This is a genomic window from Homoserinimonas sedimenticola, assembly GCF_026094475.1.
GTDB lineage: Bacteria > Actinomycetota > Actinomycetes > Actinomycetales > Microbacteriaceae > Homoserinimonas > Homoserinimonas sedimenticola.
This window is the reverse complement of sequence record NZ_JAPELL010000001.1, coordinates 203,269-221,503: the sequence shown is the minus strand read 5'-3', so window position 1 is coordinate 221,503 and position 18,235 is coordinate 203,269. Positions and strand designations below refer to the sequence as shown.

The 18,235-nt window shown below is 67.3% G+C and carries 18 protein-coding genes; all 18 read right to left on the bottom strand.

Annotation, left to right across the window (positions count from 1 at the left end; all coding sequences use genetic code 11):
* Positions 1–9 precede the first annotated feature (9 nt).
* The 18 genes from pyrF to ruvX all read right to left on the bottom strand — a co-directional run bounded on the left by pyrF (position 10) and on the right by ruvX (position 18,234).
* A complete protein-coding gene (gene pyrF, locus OH146_RS01020) occupies positions 10–849 on the bottom strand; it encodes an orotidine-5'-phosphate decarboxylase (RefSeq protein ID WP_265156485.1) in 840 nt (279 codons plus the stop codon).
* A complete protein-coding gene (gene carB, locus OH146_RS01015) occupies positions 842–4,147 on the bottom strand; it encodes a carbamoyl-phosphate synthase large subunit (RefSeq protein WP_265156483.1) in 3,306 nt (1,101 codons plus the stop codon). Before carB ends, pyrF begins: the two co-directional genes overlap by 8 nt.
* Positions 4,147–5,292 carry a glutamine-hydrolyzing carbamoyl-phosphate synthase small subunit gene (gene carA / locus OH146_RS01010; RefSeq protein WP_265156481.1) on the bottom strand — a complete coding sequence of 382 codons (1,146 nt, stop codon included), beginning with the start codon at positions 5,290–5,292 and terminating at the stop codon, positions 4,147–4,149. Before carA ends, carB begins: the two co-directional genes overlap by 1 nt.
* On the bottom strand, positions 5,292–5,828 hold the full coding sequence (locus OH146_RS01005; protein ID WP_265156479.1) for a PH-like domain-containing protein: 537 nt from the start codon (positions 5,826–5,828) through the stop codon (positions 5,292–5,294). Before OH146_RS01005 ends, carA begins: the two co-directional genes overlap by 1 nt.
* A complete protein-coding gene (locus OH146_RS01000) occupies positions 5,821–7,149 on the bottom strand; it encodes a dihydroorotase (RefSeq protein WP_265156477.1) in 1,329 nt (442 codons plus the stop codon). The genes OH146_RS01005 and OH146_RS01000 overlap by 8 nt, the downstream gene beginning before the upstream one ends.
* Positions 7,146–8,099 carry an aspartate carbamoyltransferase catalytic subunit gene (locus OH146_RS00995; protein WP_265156475.1) on the bottom strand — a complete coding sequence of 318 codons (954 nt, stop codon included), beginning with the start codon at positions 8,097–8,099 and terminating at the stop codon, positions 7,146–7,148. The genes OH146_RS01000 and OH146_RS00995 overlap by 4 nt, the downstream gene beginning before the upstream one ends.
* Positions 8,096–8,638 (bottom strand): bifunctional pyr operon transcriptional regulator/uracil phosphoribosyltransferase PyrR, encoded by a 543-nt coding sequence (gene pyrR / locus OH146_RS00990; RefSeq protein WP_265156473.1) that lies wholly within the window; start codon positions 8,636–8,638, stop codon positions 8,096–8,098. Before pyrR ends, OH146_RS00995 begins: the two co-directional genes overlap by 4 nt.
* A 121-nt stretch (positions 8,639–8,759) precedes the next feature.
* Positions 8,760–9,665 carry an ABC transporter permease gene (locus OH146_RS00985; protein ID WP_265156471.1) on the bottom strand — a complete coding sequence of 302 codons (906 nt, stop codon included), beginning with the start codon at positions 9,663–9,665 and terminating at the stop codon, positions 8,760–8,762.
* Complete coding sequence (locus OH146_RS00980; protein WP_265156469.1) at positions 9,665–10,696, bottom strand: aliphatic sulfonate ABC transporter substrate-binding protein; 1,032 nt, start codon at positions 10,694–10,696, stop codon at positions 9,665–9,667. Before OH146_RS00980 ends, OH146_RS00985 begins: the two co-directional genes overlap by 1 nt.
* 43 nt (positions 10,697–10,739) lie before the next feature.
* The gene (locus OH146_RS00975) at positions 10,740–11,564 is read right to left on the bottom strand and encodes an ABC transporter ATP-binding protein (RefSeq protein ID WP_265156467.1); all 825 of its coding nucleotides are present in this window, start codon (positions 11,562–11,564) and stop codon (positions 10,740–10,742) included.
* Positions 11,565–11,653: 89 nt separating this feature from the next.
* Positions 11,654–12,070 carry a transcription antitermination factor NusB gene (nusB, locus tag OH146_RS00970; protein WP_265156465.1) on the bottom strand — a complete coding sequence of 139 codons (417 nt, stop codon included), beginning with the start codon at positions 12,068–12,070 and terminating at the stop codon, positions 11,654–11,656.
* Complete coding sequence (gene efp, locus OH146_RS00965; protein WP_265156463.1) at positions 12,070–12,633, bottom strand: elongation factor P; 564 nt, start codon at positions 12,631–12,633, stop codon at positions 12,070–12,072. Before efp ends, nusB begins: the two co-directional genes overlap by 1 nt.
* 119 nt (positions 12,634–12,752) lie before the next feature.
* On the bottom strand, positions 12,753–13,826 hold the full coding sequence (gene aroB, locus OH146_RS00960; protein ID WP_265156461.1) for a 3-dehydroquinate synthase: 1,074 nt from the start codon (positions 13,824–13,826) through the stop codon (positions 12,753–12,755).
* A complete protein-coding gene (locus OH146_RS00955) occupies positions 13,823–14,371 on the bottom strand; it encodes a shikimate kinase (protein WP_265156459.1) in 549 nt (182 codons plus the stop codon). The genes aroB and OH146_RS00955 overlap by 4 nt, the downstream gene beginning before the upstream one ends.
* Before the next feature lie 8 nt (positions 14,372–14,379).
* On the bottom strand, positions 14,380–15,591 hold the full coding sequence (aroC, locus tag OH146_RS00950; RefSeq protein ID WP_265156457.1) for a chorismate synthase: 1,212 nt from the start codon (positions 15,589–15,591) through the stop codon (positions 14,380–14,382).
* A 40-nt stretch (positions 15,592–15,631) separates the two neighbouring features.
* Positions 15,632–16,468 carry a shikimate dehydrogenase gene (locus OH146_RS00945; RefSeq protein ID WP_265156455.1) on the bottom strand — a complete coding sequence of 279 codons (837 nt, stop codon included), beginning with the start codon at positions 16,466–16,468 and terminating at the stop codon, positions 15,632–15,634.
* Positions 16,461–17,774: an endolytic transglycosylase MltG gene (mltG, locus tag OH146_RS00940; RefSeq protein ID WP_265156453.1), complete on the bottom strand. Its 1,314-nt coding sequence runs from the start codon at positions 17,772–17,774 to the stop codon at positions 16,461–16,463. The genes OH146_RS00945 and mltG overlap by 8 nt, the downstream gene beginning before the upstream one ends.
* Positions 17,758–18,234: a Holliday junction resolvase RuvX gene (gene ruvX / locus OH146_RS00935; protein ID WP_265156451.1), complete on the bottom strand. Its 477-nt coding sequence runs from the start codon at positions 18,232–18,234 to the stop codon at positions 17,758–17,760. Before ruvX ends, mltG begins: the two co-directional genes overlap by 17 nt.
* Position 18,235: the final 1 nt, after the last annotated feature.

Below are 18,235 nucleotides of genomic sequence, written 5' to 3'. Positions count from 1 at the left end.
GCGCACATCCTAAGCACGGCTCGCGATGTCGTTGGCGTGCTCGCGGATCGCGGTCCCGATCTCCTGAGGGCCCGCAGCGAGGATGCTACGCGATGCGCTCACGAGCACCGATTCCGCCGCAGGTCCGAAGAGGGTGCCAAGGTCGCTGATTCGCGCGCCCTGGTGGCCGAAACCGGGGGCGAGCACTGGGGTGCCGACGAGCGTCGCTGCCTCGAGCCCGTAGTCGCTCAGCGCGACGGTCGCCCCGAGGACCAGCCCGAAAGAACCCCACCCCGCAGCATCCGTGCTCGCCTGATTGGCGCGTGCAACGTCACGCGCGATGGTCGCGGCAACCGTGAGCCCCTCCTCCGAGCGTGACCGCTGGATGACAGTCGCCTCAGGGTTCGAGGTCGCCGAGAGCACGAAGAGGCCCTTGCCGCTCTGGCGAGCAAGCTCGATGACGCCCTCGAGGGAGCCGACCCCCTGGAAGGCGCTCACCGTCATGGCGTCTGCCTCGAGAGAGCCTCCCGGGCTCAACCACGCCTGCCCGTAGGCCTCGACACTCGTGCCGACATCACCGCGCTTAGCGTCCGCGATTACGAGAAGTCCGGCAGCCCTGGCTGCCACGAGTGTCTCCTCGAGCGCCGCATAGCCGGCCGCACCGTGCCGTTCGAAGAACGCGACCTGCGGCTTGACCACACCGGCGTGTCCCTGCGTCGCCTCGACGACACGCAGAGCGAACTCGCGCACCCCCGCAGCCGAATCCTCGAGCCCCCAGGCCTCAAGAAGGTACGGATGCGGGTCGATACCGACGCAGAGGCGACCGGATGCCGCGACCGCGCCCTGCAGGCGAGCTCCGAAGCTATTCACCCGCCGCCAGCCGTTCCGCACGCACGCTCGCGTAGTCCTGCAGCGACGTCACCGAAAGCCCCAGCCGCGTCGACTCGATGGAGGCGACGGCGGCGCCCAGCTGCGCGATGGTCGTGTAGAGCGGCAGGTCGGCCGCGACGGCGGCCGCCCGAATCTCGTAGCCGTCCGCGCGTGCGCTGCGCCCGCTTGGCGTGTTGATGACGAGATCCACCTTCTGCTGGTCGATGAGCTCGACGATCGAGGGCTCTCCGTCGCGGGTCGCCTCTCCCTGGTCGTACTTGCGCACAACCTCTGCCTGGACGCCGTTCCGGCTGAGGATCTCGGCTGTTCCGCTCGTCGCAAGAATCGTGAAGCCTAGCTGCTGCAACCGCACGACGGGGAGGACGATCGCACGCTTGTCGCGATCGGCGACCGAGACGAAGACGGTGCCCTGCTGGGGGAAGCGCACAGCTGCAGCCACCTGACTCTTGGCGAATGCGCGCGGGAAGTTCGAGTCGAAGCCCATGACCTCGCCCGTCGAACGCATCTCCGGCCCAAGGATGGAGTCGACGATGCGTCCCTCTGCCGTGCGGAAGCGCTTGAACGGCAGCACCGCCTCCTTGACGGCGACGGGGGAATCCATGGGGATGACGGCTCCATCGTGCTCCGGCAGCATCCCCTCCCCGATCAGCTCTGCGATCGTCGCACCCACCATGATGCGCGCGGCGGCCTTGGCGATCTGCGTGCCCGTCGCCTTGGCGACGAAGGGCACAGTGCGCGATGCGCGCGGGTTGGCCTCGAGCACGTAGAGCACTCCCGCGCCGACGGCGAACTGCACATTGAGGAGGCCACGCACGCCGAGACCTGAGGCGATCGCAAGCGTCGCCTCGCGCACCCGCTCGATCTGCTCGCGACCGAGCGTCACGGGCGGCAGGGTGCAGCTGGAGTCGCCCGAGTGGATACCAGCCTCCTCGATGTGCTCCATGACGCCGCCTACATACAGCTGCTCGCCGTCGTAGAGGGCGTCGATGTCGATCTCGATGGCGTCGTCGAGGAAACGGTCGACGAGGAGGGGGTAGCCCTCCTCGATGACGACCTGGCCCTTCATCCGCTCGAAGTAGTCCTCGAGCGATGCCGTGTCGTAGACGATCTCCATACCGCGCCCGCCCAGCACGAACGAGGGGCGCACCAGCACGGGGTAGCCGATTGCCTCCGCAACCGCGACCGCGCCCTCGGGGTCGATGGCGGTGCCGTTCCGCGGGGCGACGAGACCCGCCTGGTCGAGGATGCCCTGGAAGAGGCCGCGCTCCTCCGCGAGGTCGATCGCCTCGGGTGAGGTGCCCAGGATCGGCACGCCCGCCGCCTTGAGCCCCTTCGCGAGCCCGAGGGCTGTCTGGCCCCCGAGTTGGACGATGACGCCGACGAGTTCACCGCTCGCGCTCTCTGCGTGGATGACCTCGAGCACGTCCTCGAGGGTGAGTGGCTCGAAGTAGAGGCGGTCGGACGTGTCGTAGTCCGTCGACACCGTCTCCGGGTTGCAGTTGATCATGATCGTCTCGAAGCCCGCGTCAGAGAGCGCGAAGGAGGCGTGCACGCAGGAGTAGTCGAACTCGATTCCCTGCCCAATGCGGTTCGGGCCCGAGCCGAGGATGACGACCTTGCGGCGGTCGCTCGCGGCGACCTCGGTCTCCTGCTCGTAGCTCGAGTAGTGGTAGGGCGTCAGCGCGGGGAACTCGCCGGCGCACGTGTCGACCGTCTTGAACACGGGCCGAATGCCAAGGCCCTGACGGATGTCGCGGACCTTCTGCTCGCTCAGACCCCGCAGCTCGGCGACCTGCTGGTCGCTGAAGCCGTGTTCCTTGGCGTGGCGGGTGACGTTCCCGTCGAGCTCAGGGGCGGCCGCGACATCCGCAGCGACCTCATTGATGAGCACGATCTGGTCGATGAACCACGGGTCAATACCGGTCGCCGTGAATACCTCGTCCACGGTCGCGCCCGCACGCAAGGCCTGCTGCACCGTGATGATGCGGCCGTCGGTGGGCACGGATGCCGCGGCGAGCAGTTCCTCCTTGCTGCGGGTCTCAACGCCCCAGTGGAAGGAGGAACCGCGCTTCTCAAGGGAGCGGAGCGCTTTCTGGAGCGCGGTCGCATAGTTTCGGCCGATCGCCATCGCCTCGCCGACAGACTTCATGGTCGTCGTGAGCGTGGCGTCTGCCGCCGGGAACTTCTCGAAGCCGAAGCGCGGAACCTTGACGACGATGTAGTCGAGGGTGGGTTCGAAACTCGCGGGCGTTACGCGGGTGATGTCGTTGGGGATCTCGTCGAGGCGATAGCCGATCGCGAGCTTTGCCGCGATCTTCGCGATCGGGAAGCCCGTCGCCTTCGAGGCGAGAGCGCTCGAGCGTGACACGCGGGGGTTCATCTCGATCACGATGACGCGGCCCGTCTTGGGGTCGACGGCGAACTGGATGTTGCATCCGCCCGTGTCGACGCCGACGGCCCGGATGATCTCGATGCCGATGTTGCGCAGATTCTGATACTCGACATCCGTAAGGGTGAGCGCGGGCGCGACCGTGATGGAGTCGCCCGTGTGCACACCGACGGGGTCGACGTTCTCGATGGAGCAGACGACGACTGTGTTGTCGGAGGTGTCGCGCATGAGCTCGAGCTCGTACTCCTTCCACCCCAGGATCGACTCCTCGAGGAGCACCTCCGTCGTCGGGCTCTGGTGCAGGCCGTCCGTCACCATGCGCACAAGGTCCTCGCGCGTGTAGGCGAAGCCCGAGCCGAGACCGCCCATCGTGAAGGAGGGGCGGATGACGAGCGGGTAGCCGAGGTCCTCCGCGAACTCGATCGCTTCGTCAAGGGTCTTCGCGATGTGGGAGCGCGCGACATCGGCGCCGCACTCGAGCACGAGGTCCTTGAAGATCTGGCGGTCCTCGCCCTTTTGGATCGCCTCGAAGTTGGCGCCGATGAGCTCGACGTCGTACTTCTCGAGAATGCCGTGCTCGTGCAGTTCGATCGCGGCGTTGAGGGCCGTCTGCCCGCCGAGGGTCGGCAGGATCGCGTCGGGCTTCTCCTTCTGGATGATCGACTCGATGACCTCCCAGGTGATGGGCTCGACGTAGGTCGCGTCGGCGAAGTCCGGGTCGGTCATGATCGTCGCCGGGTTGGAGTTGACGAGGATGACACGCACTCCCTCATCGCGCAGCACGCGGCAGGCCTGGGTCCCGGAATAGTCGAACTCGGCAGCCTGGCCGATGACGATGGGGCCGGAGCCGATGACGAGGACGGAGCTGATGTCGTCGCGCTTTGGCATTACTTGCTTTCCTTCTGCTTGTGCTCGAGCACCATGTCACGGAAGCGGTCGAAGAGGTAGTTGGCGTCGTGGGGGCCGGCCGCCGCCTCCGGGTGGTACTGCACGGAGAAGGCCGGAATATCGAGGGCACGCAGCCCCTCGACGACGTTGTCGTTCAGGTTGACGTGGCTCACCTCGACGCGGCCGAAACCTGCTGGCGAGTCGCTCGGGCCGTCCGTGGGCGCGTCGACCGCGAAGCCGTGATTGTGTGACGTGATCTCGACGCGGCCCGTGCCCTTGTCGACGACCGGCTGATTGATGCCTCGGTGTCCGAACGGGAGCTTGTAGGTGCCGTAGCCGAGAGCACGCCCCAGCAGCTGGTTGCCGAAGCAGATGCCGAAGAAGGGAAGACCCTCTCTCAGCACGTTCTGCAGGAGCTCGACATGGTGATCGGATGCCCCGGGGTCGCCCGGGCCGTTCGAGTAGAAGACAGCGTCGGGCTCCAGCGCGAGCACCTCGGCGATCGTCACCGTCTGCGGGAGCACATGCACGTCGAAGCCGCGCGCGGAGAGGTAGTTGAGGGTCGAGTCCTTGACGCCGAGGTCCAGCACGGCGACGGTTCCGAGTCGCTCGCCCTCCGCGGGGAGCACATAGGACTCGGTCGTCGAGACGCTTCCCGACAGGTTCTGGCCCAGCATTCCCGCGGCGGCGCGCACCGCAGCGAGTTGCTCCTCGGGGTCCATCGCAGCGTCCGCTCCCGAGAACACGCCGGCACGCATGGCACCCACATCGCGAAGCCGACGGGTCACCGCGCGGGTGTCGATGCCGCTGATGCCGACGACGCCCTCGCGGGCGAGTCGGTCCTCGAGGGTGTCGTCAGCGCGGTAGTTCGACACGACGCGGGACGGGTCTCGCACGACGAAACCGTTGACCCAGATTCGCTTGGACTCGTTGTCCTCGCCGTTCACGCCCGTGTTGCCGATATGCGGGGCCGTCATGATGACGATCTGGCCCGCATAGGAGGGGTCCGTGAGCGTCTCCTGGTAGCCGGTCATGCCCGTCGCGAAGACGGCCTCTCCCAGCGTCGTGCCTGAGGCACCGTACGCGCGTCCTGTGAAACGGCTGCCGTCCTCGAGCACGAGTACAGCGGGGTCTGCGATGGCCATCAGGCGATCCCTCCCTGGGCAGATGGTGTTGGTTCTTGATCGAGGAGCCGCTCGACGGCGGCGATGAAAGCGGTGGCCTCGCTCGGCGCATCGAAGCGGAGGTACGAATCCACTCGGGTCGTCTCCCCTGCATCATCGACGAGGTTCCAGGCGAGCAGCACGAGCCCGTCAGGTTCTACGACGCGGTCGATCGTCCAGGTGGCGCGGTCGGTGCCCACGATCTCCTGGCTAGGGATCCACAGCGGATGACCGCCGCGCAAGGCGAGCACGACGCCGCGTTCCGCGACGACGACCGCGGCACGCGCACGGAACCCCAACCCACCTACTGCGATGCGCTCGAGCGGTTGGCCTGCTGCCGTCGTCGCGACGTAGAAGGAGTCGGTCTCGAAGAGGTTCTCCCCCGTCTCGCCCTCGAGTCGGCGAGGCAGCGGCAGGGCGGCCTGCCGCCGCTTTCGGCCTCGCCAGCCGAGGGCCATGAGCCCGAGCAGCAGCAGCATGAAGGCGATGACGAGCGCCATGAGCAAGGCCCTATCCACGGCGTCCTCCAGCCTCTCGCACGGTCTCCTCGTCGACGAGTTCGCCGTCGAGCACCGTCGCGTATCCGGCGTGAATCGTGCCGACGACTCGACCCGGCAGGCTCAACGAGAGATAGGGAGAGTTGCTGCTCTTGCCGCGGAGGGCACCCGCCTCGAGGATGCTCGTGACACTGTCGTCGTAGAGGGTGAAGTTCGCGGGGGCTCCCACCGCGATGCCCTGCTCGTATCCGGCGAGGCGCCCGATCTCGGCGGGCGTGCGCGAGAGGACGCGCGCGACATCCGTCCACTCCAGGTGTCCCGTGTCGACGACGGCGGCCTGCACGACCGAGAGTGCCGTCTCCAGGCCGACCATGCCGAAGGCGGCCGAGGCCCACTCGCAGTCCTTGTCCTCTGCGGGGTGGGGAGCGTGGTCGGTCGCGACGATGTCGATCGTGCCGTCGGCAAGGCCGGCACGCAGCGCCTCGACGTCCTCGGCACGCCGGAGCGGCGGGTTCACCTTGTAGCGGGCGTCGTAGCTGCGCACAAGCTGCTCGTCGAGCAGGAGGTGGTGGGGCGTCACCTCCGCGGTGACGGCGATGCCGCGCGACTTCGCCCAGCGGACGACCTCGACCGACCCCGCCGTCGACAGGTGGCAGATGTGCACGCGGGAACCTACATGCTCGGCCAGGAGCACGTCGCGGGCGATGATTGCCTCCTCCGCGACGGCGGGCCAGCCGGCGAGCCCGAGCTCGCCCGAGACCTCGCCCTCGTTCATCTGGGCGCCCTCCGTGAGGCGGGGCTCCTGCGCGTGCTGCGCGATGACGCCGTCGAAGGCCTTGACGTATTCGAGGGCACGCCGCATGAGCAGCGCATCCGAAACGCACTTGCCATCGTCGCTGAAGACTCGCACGGCTGCACGGCTGCGCGCCATCGCACCGATCTCGGCGAGGGCTTCGCCCTTCAGCCCGACCGTGACGGCGCCGACCGGACGAACGGTGACGTAGCCGGCGGCGTCACCCAGCGAGGCCACCTGCTCGACCACGCCGGCGGTGTCCGCGACGGGCGAGGTGTTCGCCATCGCGTGGACCGCCGTGAAGCCACCCGCCGCTGCCGCGCGTGAGCCCGTCAGCACCGTCTCGCTCTGCTCAAAACCCGGCTCGCGCAGGTGCGTGTGCAGATCGACGAGGCCCGGTAGCGCGACGAGACCCGCGGCATCGATGACGCGCGCGCCCTGCTCGCTGATATCCGAGCCCATCTGCGCGATGACGCCGTCTCGGACGAGAACGTCCTGCGACTCCGCTCCGAGGATCCGCGCGCCCTTTACGATGATCGACCCGCTCATGCCAGATCCTCCCGTTCGCCAGAAAGCAAGAGGTACAGCACAGCCATCCTCACCGAAACCCCATTCGACACCTGCTCGAGAACCGTCGATCGTGCCGAGTCCGCCGCTCCCGACGAAATCTCCAGCCCGCGGTTCATCGGCCCGGGGTGCATGACAATCGTACCCTCGCCGAGCCCTGCAAGACGTGCATCGTCAAGCCCCCAGAGCCGGGAATACTCGCGGGCGTTGGGAAAGAACGCGGCGTTCATCCTCTCCCCCTGCACTCTCAGCATCATCACGACATCGGCGGGCTTCGCGAGGGAGTCATCGAGCGAATAGTCGACCGTGACGGGCCACGTGTTCACCCCAACTGGCAGCAATGTCGGCGGCGCCACCAGACGGACGGATGCGCCGAGTGTCGTCAACAGCCAAGCGTTCGAGCGCGCGACCCGCGAGTGGATCACGTCACCCACGATCACGACCGAGAGACCGGCGAGGTCTCGGCCCCGCGCATCCGTTCCGAAGAAGCGGCGCCGGATCGTGAAGGCATCGAGGAGCGCCTGCGTCGGATGCTCGTGCGTGCCGTCACCCGCGTTGACGACACCCGCGTCAATCCAGCCGCTCGTCGCGAGCACCTGAGGTGCTCCGGATGCCCCGTGCCGCACGACGACCGCGTCTGCCCCGATCGCGGCGAGCGTCTGCGCCGTGTCCTTGAGGCTCTCCCCCTTCGAGACACTCGAGCCCTTTGCCGCGAAATTGATGACGTCGGCGCTCAGCCGTTTGGCGGCTGCCTCGAAGGAGATGCGGGTGCGGGTCGAGTCCTCGAAGAACAGGTTCACGACCGTCTTGCCGCGCAGGGCCGGAAGTTTCTTGATCTCGCGCGTGGAGACATCCGCCATGTCCTCCGCGACGTCGAGGATCGCCACGGCGTCGTCGCGCGTGAGGTCACGCGTGCTCAGCAGGTGTCTCACGCTGCCTCGCCGCCCTCAATGCTGACGAACTCCGCCCCGTCGGTCTCGGTGAGGCGCACGTTGATGCGCTCATGCTGCGAGGAGGGAAGGTTCTTGCCGACGAAGTCGGGACGGATCGGGAGCTCGCGGTGGCCGCGGTCCACAAGGGTCGCGAGGCGAACCGCCCGGGGCCGACCGATGTCGCCGAGCGCGTCGAGGGCGGCGCGGATAGTCCTGCCCGAGTAGAGGACGTCGTCGACGAGCACCACGACCGCGCCGTCGATGCCGCCAGGCGGGATCTCCGTCGGTGAAGGCGTGCGCACGCGGCCGCGCGAGAGATCGTCGCGGTACATCGTCACGTCGAGCGAGCCCGCAGGAATCGCCGAGCCGGAGAACTCGCCCGTGAGAGCGGCGATGCGACGAGCCAGAACAACGCCGCGGGTCGGGATACCCAGAAGGACGAGGCCGTCGGCTCCACGGTTGGACTCGAGAATCTCGTGGGAGATGCGCGTGAGCGCGCGCGCGATATCAGCCTGCTGGAGCACAGTGCGTTCCGGCATTCTGACCTCCTTCCCCGCCTCACAGGACGGCTGTTAAAGGATGTCGATCGTGGTCGAGCATACAGGAACGGGGCCGCAGGCTCTGCGCCTCCGGCCCCGCATCGAGCCGTTTTCTCCCGAGTCAGGACCAGCGCTTGAGCAGGTACTTCTCCAGGAGACCGATGAGCGCATCCGTCGTCTTGCCGAGGATTCCCAGGAGGATGATCGTGAGGAACAGCCGATCAACTCGACCGTTGTTCTGCGAGTCGACGAGGAGGAATCCGAGGCCCATGGACGATGCAATCAGCTCCGCCGCCACAAGGAAGAGCCAAGCCTGGGCGAGGGCGAGGCGGAGTCCGGAGACAATGCTCGGCACAACGGCAGGCAGTTGCACCTGCGTCAGCAGCTGCAGCCTGCCGAGGCCATAGGCGCGACCCAGTTCGACAAGGTGCGGATCGACGTGGCGAAGCGCACCGGCGACGGTCGTGTAGACGGGGAACAGCGCGCCGATTGCGATGAGGGTGACCTTGGAGTCCTCGTTGATGCCAATGTAGAGGACCAGGAGCGGAACCCACGCGAGCGACGGCACGGCACGGAAAGCACCGATCGTGGGCGAGAGGAACGCGCTGCCCCACTTCGAGAGCCCCACGAGCGCGCCGAGGGCGAGGCCGAGGATCGAGCCGGCTGCGAAACCGAGGAGCACACGCTGGGTCGAGATCGCGATGTGAGTGGCGAGAGTGCCATTCTCTGCGAACTCCACGGCAGCGAGCCAAACGGACTGGGGGGCAGGAAGCCGATACTCCGGTACGAGCCCGAGTGCCGAAATCAGGAACCAGGCCACAAGCAGGAGCGCTGGCAGCACGAGGCCAGCAACGATGATCCAGCCCTGGCCGCCGCGTCGCTCGCCTCTCACAGGCTCGCGGACGAGGTTTCCCTCAGTTCCCGCTGCCGAATAGCCGTACGTCGACGCGTACTGGTGCAGGCTCGCGGGAGCCCCCGCGCCCGAGTCGGGCGCAGGGGCTTCTGCGAGCGAAGGCTTCTCCGTCATCACTCTCCGATCGAGTCGGGGTCGGCCGCCGCGTAGAAGCTGTCATTGAAGAGGGAGTCGAGCGCGTCATCGATCAGGTCCTGGCTGCGGACATCGCCCGAGTCGACGAAGATCGGGCCCACGACCTCGAGCACGTCACGCTGCTGCTGCCCGGGCTCGCCGACATCGAGGTTCGTACGCTCGTTGAGCACCTTGTCCGCGATCGCGATCTCGACACCGGAGTACTCGGCGAGGATCTCCGCCGCCTCGTCAGGATTCTCCGCTGCCCACTCGCGCGCCTTCTCGTAGGCGTTCACGACGACCTGTGCGACATCCGCGTGGTTCTCGATGAAGTCCTCGGTCGCGTTGAGGAAGCCATAGGTGTTGAAGTCGATGTTGCGGTAGATCAGCTTGGCGCCCGACTGCAGTTCCGTCGTCGCCATGATGGGGTCGAGGCCCGCCCACGCGTCAACCGCGCCCGACGTGAGCGCAGCACCACCGTCAGCGTGCTGGAGGTTCTGGATAGTCACCTCGTCGAGCCCGATTCCCGCCTCCTCGAGCGTCTGCAGGAGGAAGAAGTAGGGGTCCGTGCCCTTGGTCGCCGCGATGGTCTTGCCGCGGAGGTCGTCGACCTCCGCGATCTCGGAGTCCGCGGCCACGACGATCGCCGACCACTCGGGCTGCGAGTAGATGTCGATGACCTGGATGGGCGAGCCGTTCGAGCGCGCGAGAAGCGCGGCGGAACCGGCCGTCGAGCCGACATCGACAGCACCGGCACGCAGAGCCTCATTCGCCTTATTGGAGCCAGCCGACTGCAGCCAGGTGACCTCGACGCCGTCGAGCTCCTCCTCCAACCAGCCCTGGTCCTTGATGATGAGGCTCAGGGGGTTGTAGGTCGCGAAGTCGATGTTGAGGGTGTCGGTGCTCCATTCGCCGCTCGCGGAGGCGCTGTCATCCTGGAGGGCGCTGCCCTCACCGGCGGCGCATCCCGAAAGGATGAGGGCGCCCGCCGCGACAACCGCGGTGGACGTGAGGAGGGACTTGAGTCGCATGTGCTGTGTGGTTCCTTGCGTCGAGTGGTGGTGTGTGAAGTGATCAGGAGCTGTGGTGCGCCGAGACACCGAGACCGTCGAGCAGCTCGACGCGGAGGTGCGCGAGAGTCGCGTCTCCACGATCTCGGGGTCGTGCACCGGGGACGACCGTGATGCTGCGAATCGTCGCGCCGTCGGCGGGTGCCTGCGGATCCGCGCCGAGAAGCACGACCCGGTCGGCGAGGTAGAGCGCCTCGTCGACGTCGTGCGTCACGAGGATGATCGTGGTCGGCTCGGCCGAGTGCACGTCGAGGAGGAGGTCCTGCATCTGGAGCCGCGTGAGAGCATCGAGCGCCCCAAAGGGCTCATCGAGGACGAGAACCCCCGGGCGCCTGGCCAGTGCTCGCGCGAGTGACGCACGCTGCGCCATCCCGCCCGAGACCTGCCTCGGCCGCAACCCGCTCGCGTGGCCGAGACCCACGAGTCGCAGGAGTTCGCGGACCCGCTCACGTCCCTCGCCCTTTGCCGTGCCGCGCGGAAGGCCGAGCTCCGTGTTGTGCTCGAGCGAACGCCACGGGAGGAGACGCGGCTCCTGGAAGCCGACGGAGCAGCGGAGGTCAATCCCCGCAACGGGGCTCCCGTCGATCGTGATGCGGCCGGTCGAGGGCTGGTCAAGGCCCGAGATCTGGCGCAGAAGGGTCGACTTGCCGCATCCGGACGCACCGATCAGTGCGACGATCTCGCCCGCTGCGATGTCGAGGTCGACATCGCGCAGAACGACCTTCGAATCGAAGGTGCGCCCGACGCCCGAGAGGCGGACGCCGAGAGCGCCAGCCGAGGACGAGGGCTGCGACAGAGTCGCGCTGGGTGAGGTGCTTGCGGTGGACACCCGTCGAGATTACGGCTCGGCCGTCCCCGTCCCAATTCGATGTGTAACGAAACGAAACGAAGCGGAACGATCGCGCGAGGCGAGGCGGGTCACCCCGCGTGCACGCTCGCGATGCGCCCGAGCAGGCCGTTGACGAACCCGGCCGAGTCGTCCGTGCTGAGGTCCTCCGCGAGCTTCACTGCCTCCGAGATCGCGACCGGGTCGGGGACCTCAGGGTTGAACATGATCTCCCAGATGCCGATGCGCACGAGGGAACGGTCGAGCACGGGCATCCGTTCGATCGTCCACCCCTGCGCATAGGTCTCGATCAGCTCGTCAATCTCTTCGCGATGATCGATGATGCCCGTGACGATCTCGAGCGCGTAGCGCCACGACTCCCGCCGAGCGGGTTCGTTCGCCGCCCGCTCAGACTCGGCGGCCACCGCCGCCTGGAGCGTCGTTCCGCGCACGTCGGCGCCATAAAGGAGGTCGAGGGCGCGCTTACGCGCCTTGCTGCGTGCGCTCACTAGTCGTTGACGCGGCCCAGGTACTCGCCCGTGCGGGTGTCAACCTTGACCTTCGTGCCCGTCTCGAGGAAGAGGGGCACCTGGATCTCGTACCCCGTCTCCACCGTCGCGGGCTTCGTGCCACCCGTGGAGCGGTCGCCCTGCAGGCCCGGCTCCGTGTAGGTCACCTCGAGGACGACGGATGCCGGCAGGTCGATGTAGAGCGGGTTGCCGTTGTTGAGGGCGATCGTGACGGGCTGGTTCTCCAGCATGAAGTTCTTGGCGTCGCCCACGATCGCGTCGGAGACGGTGAGCTGGTCGTAGTCCGTGGAGTCCATGAAGACGAACGAGTCGCCGTCCGCATACAGGTAGGTGAAGTCACGCCGGTCGACGTTCTCGGTCTCGATCTTCGTGCCCGCGTTGTAGGTCTTGTCGACAGTCTTACCCGTCACCACGTTCTTGAGCTTCGTGCGGACGAAAGCGCCACCCTTGCCGGGCTTGACGTGCTGGAAGTCGATGACGGTCCAGAGCTGGCCGTCGATCTTGATGACGACGCCGTTCTTGATGTCAGCGGTTGCGGCCATGAGGGAAGGATTCCGTTCGATCGGGACGTGATCCGGCTCACGGGCCGGACAGAGAGCGGGCGAATGCGCCGGTGAGAGAGTTTAGCCGCTGGGAGGCGCGACTGCCGAATGCTAGCCGCTCAGACGCCGATCTCCTGATAGGCGGCGAAGAGCAGGCTCTGGTCCGGCCCCGCCAAAACGGTGGGCCGGGCAACATCGTCGAGCACGATGAAGCGCAGCAGGTCGCCCCTCGCCTTCTTGTCGCGCTTCATGACACTGAGAAGCGTGTTCCAGCGACCCGCCGGGTATGTCGTCGGCAGCTGCAGGGACTCGAGGATGCGGCGATGGCGGTCCACGACGTCGTCCGAGAGCCGACCGCTGAGGCGCGCCAGTTCCGCCGCGAACATCATCCCCACCGACACCGCCGCGCCGTGCCGCCACTGGTAGCGCTCCGCGAACTCGACAGCGTGACCGAGAGTGTGGCCGTAGTTGAGTATCTCGCGCTGGCCGGCCTCCCTGAAGTCACCGCCGACGACACGCGCCTTGATGCCGATCGAGAGCTCCACGAGACGACGGAACTCCTCCGAAGTCGGATCGCTTGCGACATCCACGTCACGTTCGATGATGTCGAGAATCTCGGGCTCAGCGATGAAACCGTATTTCACGACCTCGCCGAAGCCTGCGAGGATCTCCATGCGGCTGAGCCCCTCGAGTGTCGCCAGGTCGACCAGCACGCCAGCAGGAGCATAGAACGAGCCGACGAGATTCTTGCCCTCGTTCGTGTTGATGCCCGTCTTGCCGCCAATTGCGGCATCCACCATCCCGAGCAGGGTCGTCGGCACCTGCACGAGACGCACCCCGCGCAGCCAGGTCGCCGCGACGAAACCCGCGAGATCCGTCACGGCACCGCCGCCGAAGCCGACAACCGCGTCGCTGCGCGTGAAATCAGACTGCCCCATGACCTGCCAGCAGAAGGCGGCGACCTCGATGCGTTTGCCGGCCTCAGCATCCGGAATCTCGGCGAGCAGCACCTCGTAGCGATCGAGCATGCTCTCCCTCAGCGCCGCGGCCCGGGCCCCGAGCGTCGGCGGGTGCACGATGAGCACCTTGCGGGCGTCCGGCCCGATCAGATCGCCGAGCGACGACAGGATGTCCCTACCGACGACCACGTCGTAGGGCGTCTCCCCGGCAACGGAGATGGTGGTACTGGTCACAGGCTACCCCTCTCGGTGACGACGGAAGTGGGAAGCGAAATCCCGGCATCGGCAGCGACCCACTCCGCGATCTCCTCGGCGATGTGATCGATCGGCCTGCTGGAGGTGTCCCAGATGCGCGAGGGAACGGAATCGTAGAGCGGCTGCCGCTGCTCCACAAGGGCCTTCCAGGCCTCGACTCCCGCCCCCAGCAGCGGCCGTTTGCCGCCCGTGATCCGCGAGGCGACCGCCTCCGCGCTCACGACGAGACGCACGACCCTGGTCTTTGCCAGGTCGGCCCTTGTGTCGGCGCTGATGATGGCGCCTCCCCCGAGCGACACCACCGCAGGCTCGCGCAGCGCGGCCACGACAGCCTCGCGCTCAAGCCGACGGAAGTGGGGCTCACCGAACCGCTCAAAAATGTCGGCGATCGGTCCGTGCTCCGCGACGATGCGCTTATCCGTGTCGATGAAGGGCACCCCCAGGTGGCGTGCGACCCGCTTGCCGATTCGCGTCTTGCCAGAACCGGGGGCGCCGATGAACGTGACCAGTGGCGTCGTTGCCATCTCAGGGCTCACAGGAGGCCGGGATCCGATGTGGGTGTCGTACGCAGAGGGGCCGGGACCGCCTCGAGGTAGGCGTCCTTGTTGCGGCGCGTCTCGGCGACCGAGTCTCCGCCGAACTTCTCGAGCACGGCATTCGCGAGGACGAGGGCCACCATCGCCTCGGCCACAACACCCGCCGCGGGAACCGCGCAAACATCGGAGCGCTGGTGGTGAGCCTCCGCGGGAGCGCCCGCCGCGACATCCACTGTGCGGAGTGCGTGCGGAACTGTCGCAATGGGCTTCATGCCCGCCCGCACACGCAGCACCGTTCCCGTCGTCATGCCGCCCTCAGTGCCCCCGGCGCGGTCGCTCGAGCGGGTGATGCCTTCCTCCGCGAGGAACAGTTCGTCGTGTGCCTCCGAGCCGCGTCGCGTCGTCGTGAGGAAGCCGTCGCCGACCTCCACCCCCTTGATCGCCTGGATGCCCATCAGGGCACCGGCAAGCTGCGCGTCGAGACGGCGGTCCCAGTGCACGTAGGAGCCGAGGCCCGGCGGGAGGCCGTAGGCCAGCACCTCGACCACTCCCCCGAGAGTGTCACCATCGGAGTGGGCACGATCCACCTCGGCGACCATGGCCTCGGATGTCTCGGGGTCGAAGCAGCGGAGCGGATCAGCATCGAGGCGATCGACATCGGCAGGCGCCGGCACTGCACGCCCCTCGGGGACGCGGACCGTGCCGATCGACAGCGTGTGGCTGACGAGCTCGATCCCGAGCTCGGCCAGGAAGCGGCGGGCGACGGCGCCGAGCGCGACGCGAGCCGCGGTCTCACGGGCGCTGGCACGCTCGAGCACGTTCCTAGCCTCCGGGAAGTCGTACTTCTGCATCCCCACCAGATCGGCGTGGCCGGGGCGGGGTCGCGTCAAGGGCGCTCCACGGCCCTTTGGCAGAGTCGCGGGGTCGACGGGAGAGGCACTCATGACATCGACCCAGCGCGGCCACTCCGTGTTGCCGATGCGGACAGCCACGGGGCTGCCCATCGTGGCGCCGAAACGCACACCCCCCGAAATCGTGAGTTCATCCTCCTCGAACTTCATCCGCGCCCCACGCCCATAGCCGAGCTTGCGGCGGGCGAGGTCAGCGCGGATGTCATCGAGCGAAACGGGCACCCCCGCCGGCATCCCCTCGAGGATCGCCAGCAGTTCGGGTCCGTGGGATTCTCCAGCGGTCAACCAACGAAGCATGTGAACGATCTTCCCACAGGGGCGAGGTGCCCCGTTTCCATCAGAGGGACGGAGCCGCCACGGCGTCGCGCATTGCGCGGATGACAACTGACTCCTCCGGGAGGGGCGTCTCGGGATCCCCGCCGGTGAAGATTCTCACCTGCATGACCGCCTGGTGCAGCAGCATCTCGAGACCCGAGATGACCCGACCGCCACCCGCCTGCCAGGCGGATGCGAGGGTGGTCGGCCACGGGTCATAGGCAACGTCGAGGAGCACCGAGTGCCGAGCGGTGGGCTCCGCAAGACGCATGTCGAGATCGGCGCCGTTGGGAAGCGTACTGATGACGGCGTCGGGCACCGAATTCAGCGGCTCGCCCAGCTGCTCGATGTCGACGCGGATGCCGAGCAGAGGGCCCAGGTCCAGGAGCTGCATCGCGCGCTGAGGACTCCGCACGGAGAGGGTGACCTGCCGAGCGCCCAGAAGGGAAGCCGCGACGATGGCCGACGAGGCAGTGGCGCCGCCACCCAAAATCTGAGCATGTGTGACAGCCTCGACGCCAGCCTCTCGGAATGCTGCGACGATACCGTGCACGTCGGTGTTGAACCCTCGGATCACCCCGCCGTCGAGCAGCGCCGTGTTCGCGACACCGGTGAGACGCACGAGCTCGTGCCGCACGCCGAGGAAGGGCATGATGTCGTGCTTGACGGGCATCGTGAGCGAGAGCCCGCGCCATTCTGCTCCCAGACGGCCGAGGAAGGCTCCCAGGCCCTCCCCCGTCATCTCGACCCGCTCATAGCTCCAGTCGAGGCCGAGCTCCCGATACGCCGCGCCGTGCAGGAGCGGCGACTTCGAATGCGCAATGGGTTGCCCAAGTACGGCAAGGCGACGCTCAGCCACAGTTCGGGCTTCCTGTCGAGCGGCACCAGGCGCGCATCTTCTCCACCGAAGCATTGTGACCGGAGAGCGTCTCGTTGAACTCCGTCTCCCCCGTGTCGAGGTTCACCGCTACAAAGTAGAGCCATGGGCCCTCCGCGGGGTGCATTGCGGCGTCGATCGCCAGGTCGCCCGAGGCGGAGATGGGGCCTGGCGGCAACCCCGTGTGCACATAGGTGTTGAAGGGGTTGGGATCCGTCAGCTCGTCCTCCGTGCTGAACACGCCGCCCTCCTCGCGCTCGCCATGAGCCTGCACGTAGCCGTAGTGCGCGGTCGAGTCGAACTGGAGGGCCATCCCCTCGTTCAGGCGGTTCTGGATGACCCGCGAGACCTTGTAGAAGTCCTCCTCATTGCTACCCGCCTCACGCTGGATGAGCGACGCGATAGTGAGCACCCGGTGGCGCTCCTCAGCGGGAACACCGGCCGCATCGAGCGACTGAAAGGTCCTGTTCACGAGAGTCGTGATGACGCTCGTGGCGTCGACTCCTGGATCAAAGGTGTAACGGGCGGGGAAGAGGTAGCCCTCGATGCTCGGGGCCTCGGCGGGCACACCGAACACCGTGGGGTCGGCGACGGCAGCCTCGAAGTCCTCGACAGGGATCGAAGTGGCAGCCGACAGGAGCTCGAAGACCTCGTCAGCCGTGATCCCCTCCTGGATGAGCGCCGTGTTCTCCAGGCGATTCTCCGGGTCCTGAAGCGCCGCGAGAGCCGCCTCAGCGCTCATCTGCTGGGCCAGCATGTAGTAGCCCGGAAAGAACTGCGGGTTCTCCTTGAGAAGTAGCTCCCAGAACGCTTCGTAGCTCGCGATCACATCGGCCTCGAGAAGGGCCGCCGTGACATCCTCGCCGGTATCGCCGGGCATGATCACAATGGTCGCTTCGCCCGTGCCCTCGCCCTCGTAGTCCTCGGGAGGAATCTCCCAACCCATGACACTGCGCACCTGATCCTCAAAATTGAGCCACACGAATCCCACGGCACCCGCGCCGAGGCCCAGCACGACGACGAGCGCAACAAGCCAGCCGATCCAGCCGCGGCGGCGCGGACGCGAGTCTCGCGGGCCGCGGGACCGGCGTTCTCGCCTCAAATCCCCCCGGTGTGAGAGGGGCTCCCCCGCGCTGTCCGCCTGTCGCGCCCGCCGCGACTCCCCCTCGCGACGCGCAGCCTCCGCCCGCGAGGCTGTCGGCTCCGGCTGCGACGTGAAGATGGAATCCCAGTCGAGTTCGTCGCCCGACGAATCGTCGGGCCTGCGGGCGTCATTGTCCTGGGGCATCCACGTGTCCTTCGTGCGGGTCGACGACGGTCCCCGGGGCCTTCCCCGATGACCGCTCGGCGTCGAGGGCATGCTGGAGGATTATAACGGCCGCCACCTGATCGACGACCGCGCGCGAGTTGCGAGAAGTCCTGCCGTTCGCGCGCAGGGCCTGCTGGGCCGTGACCGTCGAAAGGCGTTCGTCCACGAGCCGTACCGGTACGCCCTCGCGAGCGATCAGGAGTGCGAATGCCCGTGCGTCCTCGGTCGACGCCGTGCTCGCCCCAGAGAGCGACAGCGGGAGACCGACGACGACCTCTACCGCCTCGAACTCGCGGGCTGCCGCCGCGATGGTGGCGACATCGCCCTCGCCTCGGGGAACCGTCTCGACGGGCGTCGCGAGCATCCCATGAAGGTCGGACCGAGCCAGACCGATGCGGGCGCGACCTACATCGACACCGAGCCTGACCCCCGCACGCATG

Excerpts from the sequence above, each read along its gene's own strand:
- carB (WP_265156483.1), bottom strand. The coding sequence starts at position 4,147 with ATGCCAAAGCGCGACGACATCAGCTCCGTCCTCGTCATCGGCTCCGGC.
- carA (WP_265156481.1), bottom strand. The coding sequence starts at position 5,292 with ATGGCCATCGCAGACCCCGCTGTACTCGTGCTCGAGGACGGCAGCCGT.
- OH146_RS01000 (WP_265156477.1), bottom strand. The coding sequence starts at position 7,149 with ATGAGCGGGTCGATCATCGTAAAGGGCGCGCGGATCCTCGGAGCGGAG.
- pyrR (WP_265156473.1), bottom strand. The coding sequence starts at position 8,638 with ATGCCGGAACGCACTGTGCTCCAGCAGGCTGATATCGCGCGCGCGCTC.
- OH146_RS00985 (WP_265156471.1), bottom strand. The coding sequence starts at position 9,665 with ATGACGGAGAAGCCTTCGCTCGCAGAAGCCCCTGCGCCCGACTCGGGC.
- OH146_RS00980 (WP_265156469.1), bottom strand. The coding sequence starts at position 10,696 with ATGCGACTCAAGTCCCTCCTCACGTCCACCGCGGTTGTCGCGGCGGGC.
- efp (WP_265156463.1), bottom strand. The coding sequence starts at position 12,633 with ATGGCCGCAACCGCTGACATCAAGAACGGCGTCGTCATCAAGATCGAC.
- OH146_RS00955 (WP_265156459.1), bottom strand. The coding sequence starts at position 14,371 with ATGGCAACGACGCCACTGGTCACGTTCATCGGCGCCCCCGGTTCTGGC.
- aroC (WP_265156457.1), bottom strand. The coding sequence starts at position 15,591 with ATGCTTCGTTGGTTGACCGCTGGAGAATCCCACGGACCCGAACTGCTG.
- mltG (WP_265156453.1), bottom strand. The coding sequence starts at position 17,774 with ATGCCCCAGGACAATGACGCCCGCAGGCCCGACGATTCGTCGGGCGAC.
- ruvX (WP_265156451.1), bottom strand. The coding sequence starts at position 18,234 with ATGCGTGCGGGGGTCAGGCTCGGTGTCGATGTAGGTCGCGCCCGCATC.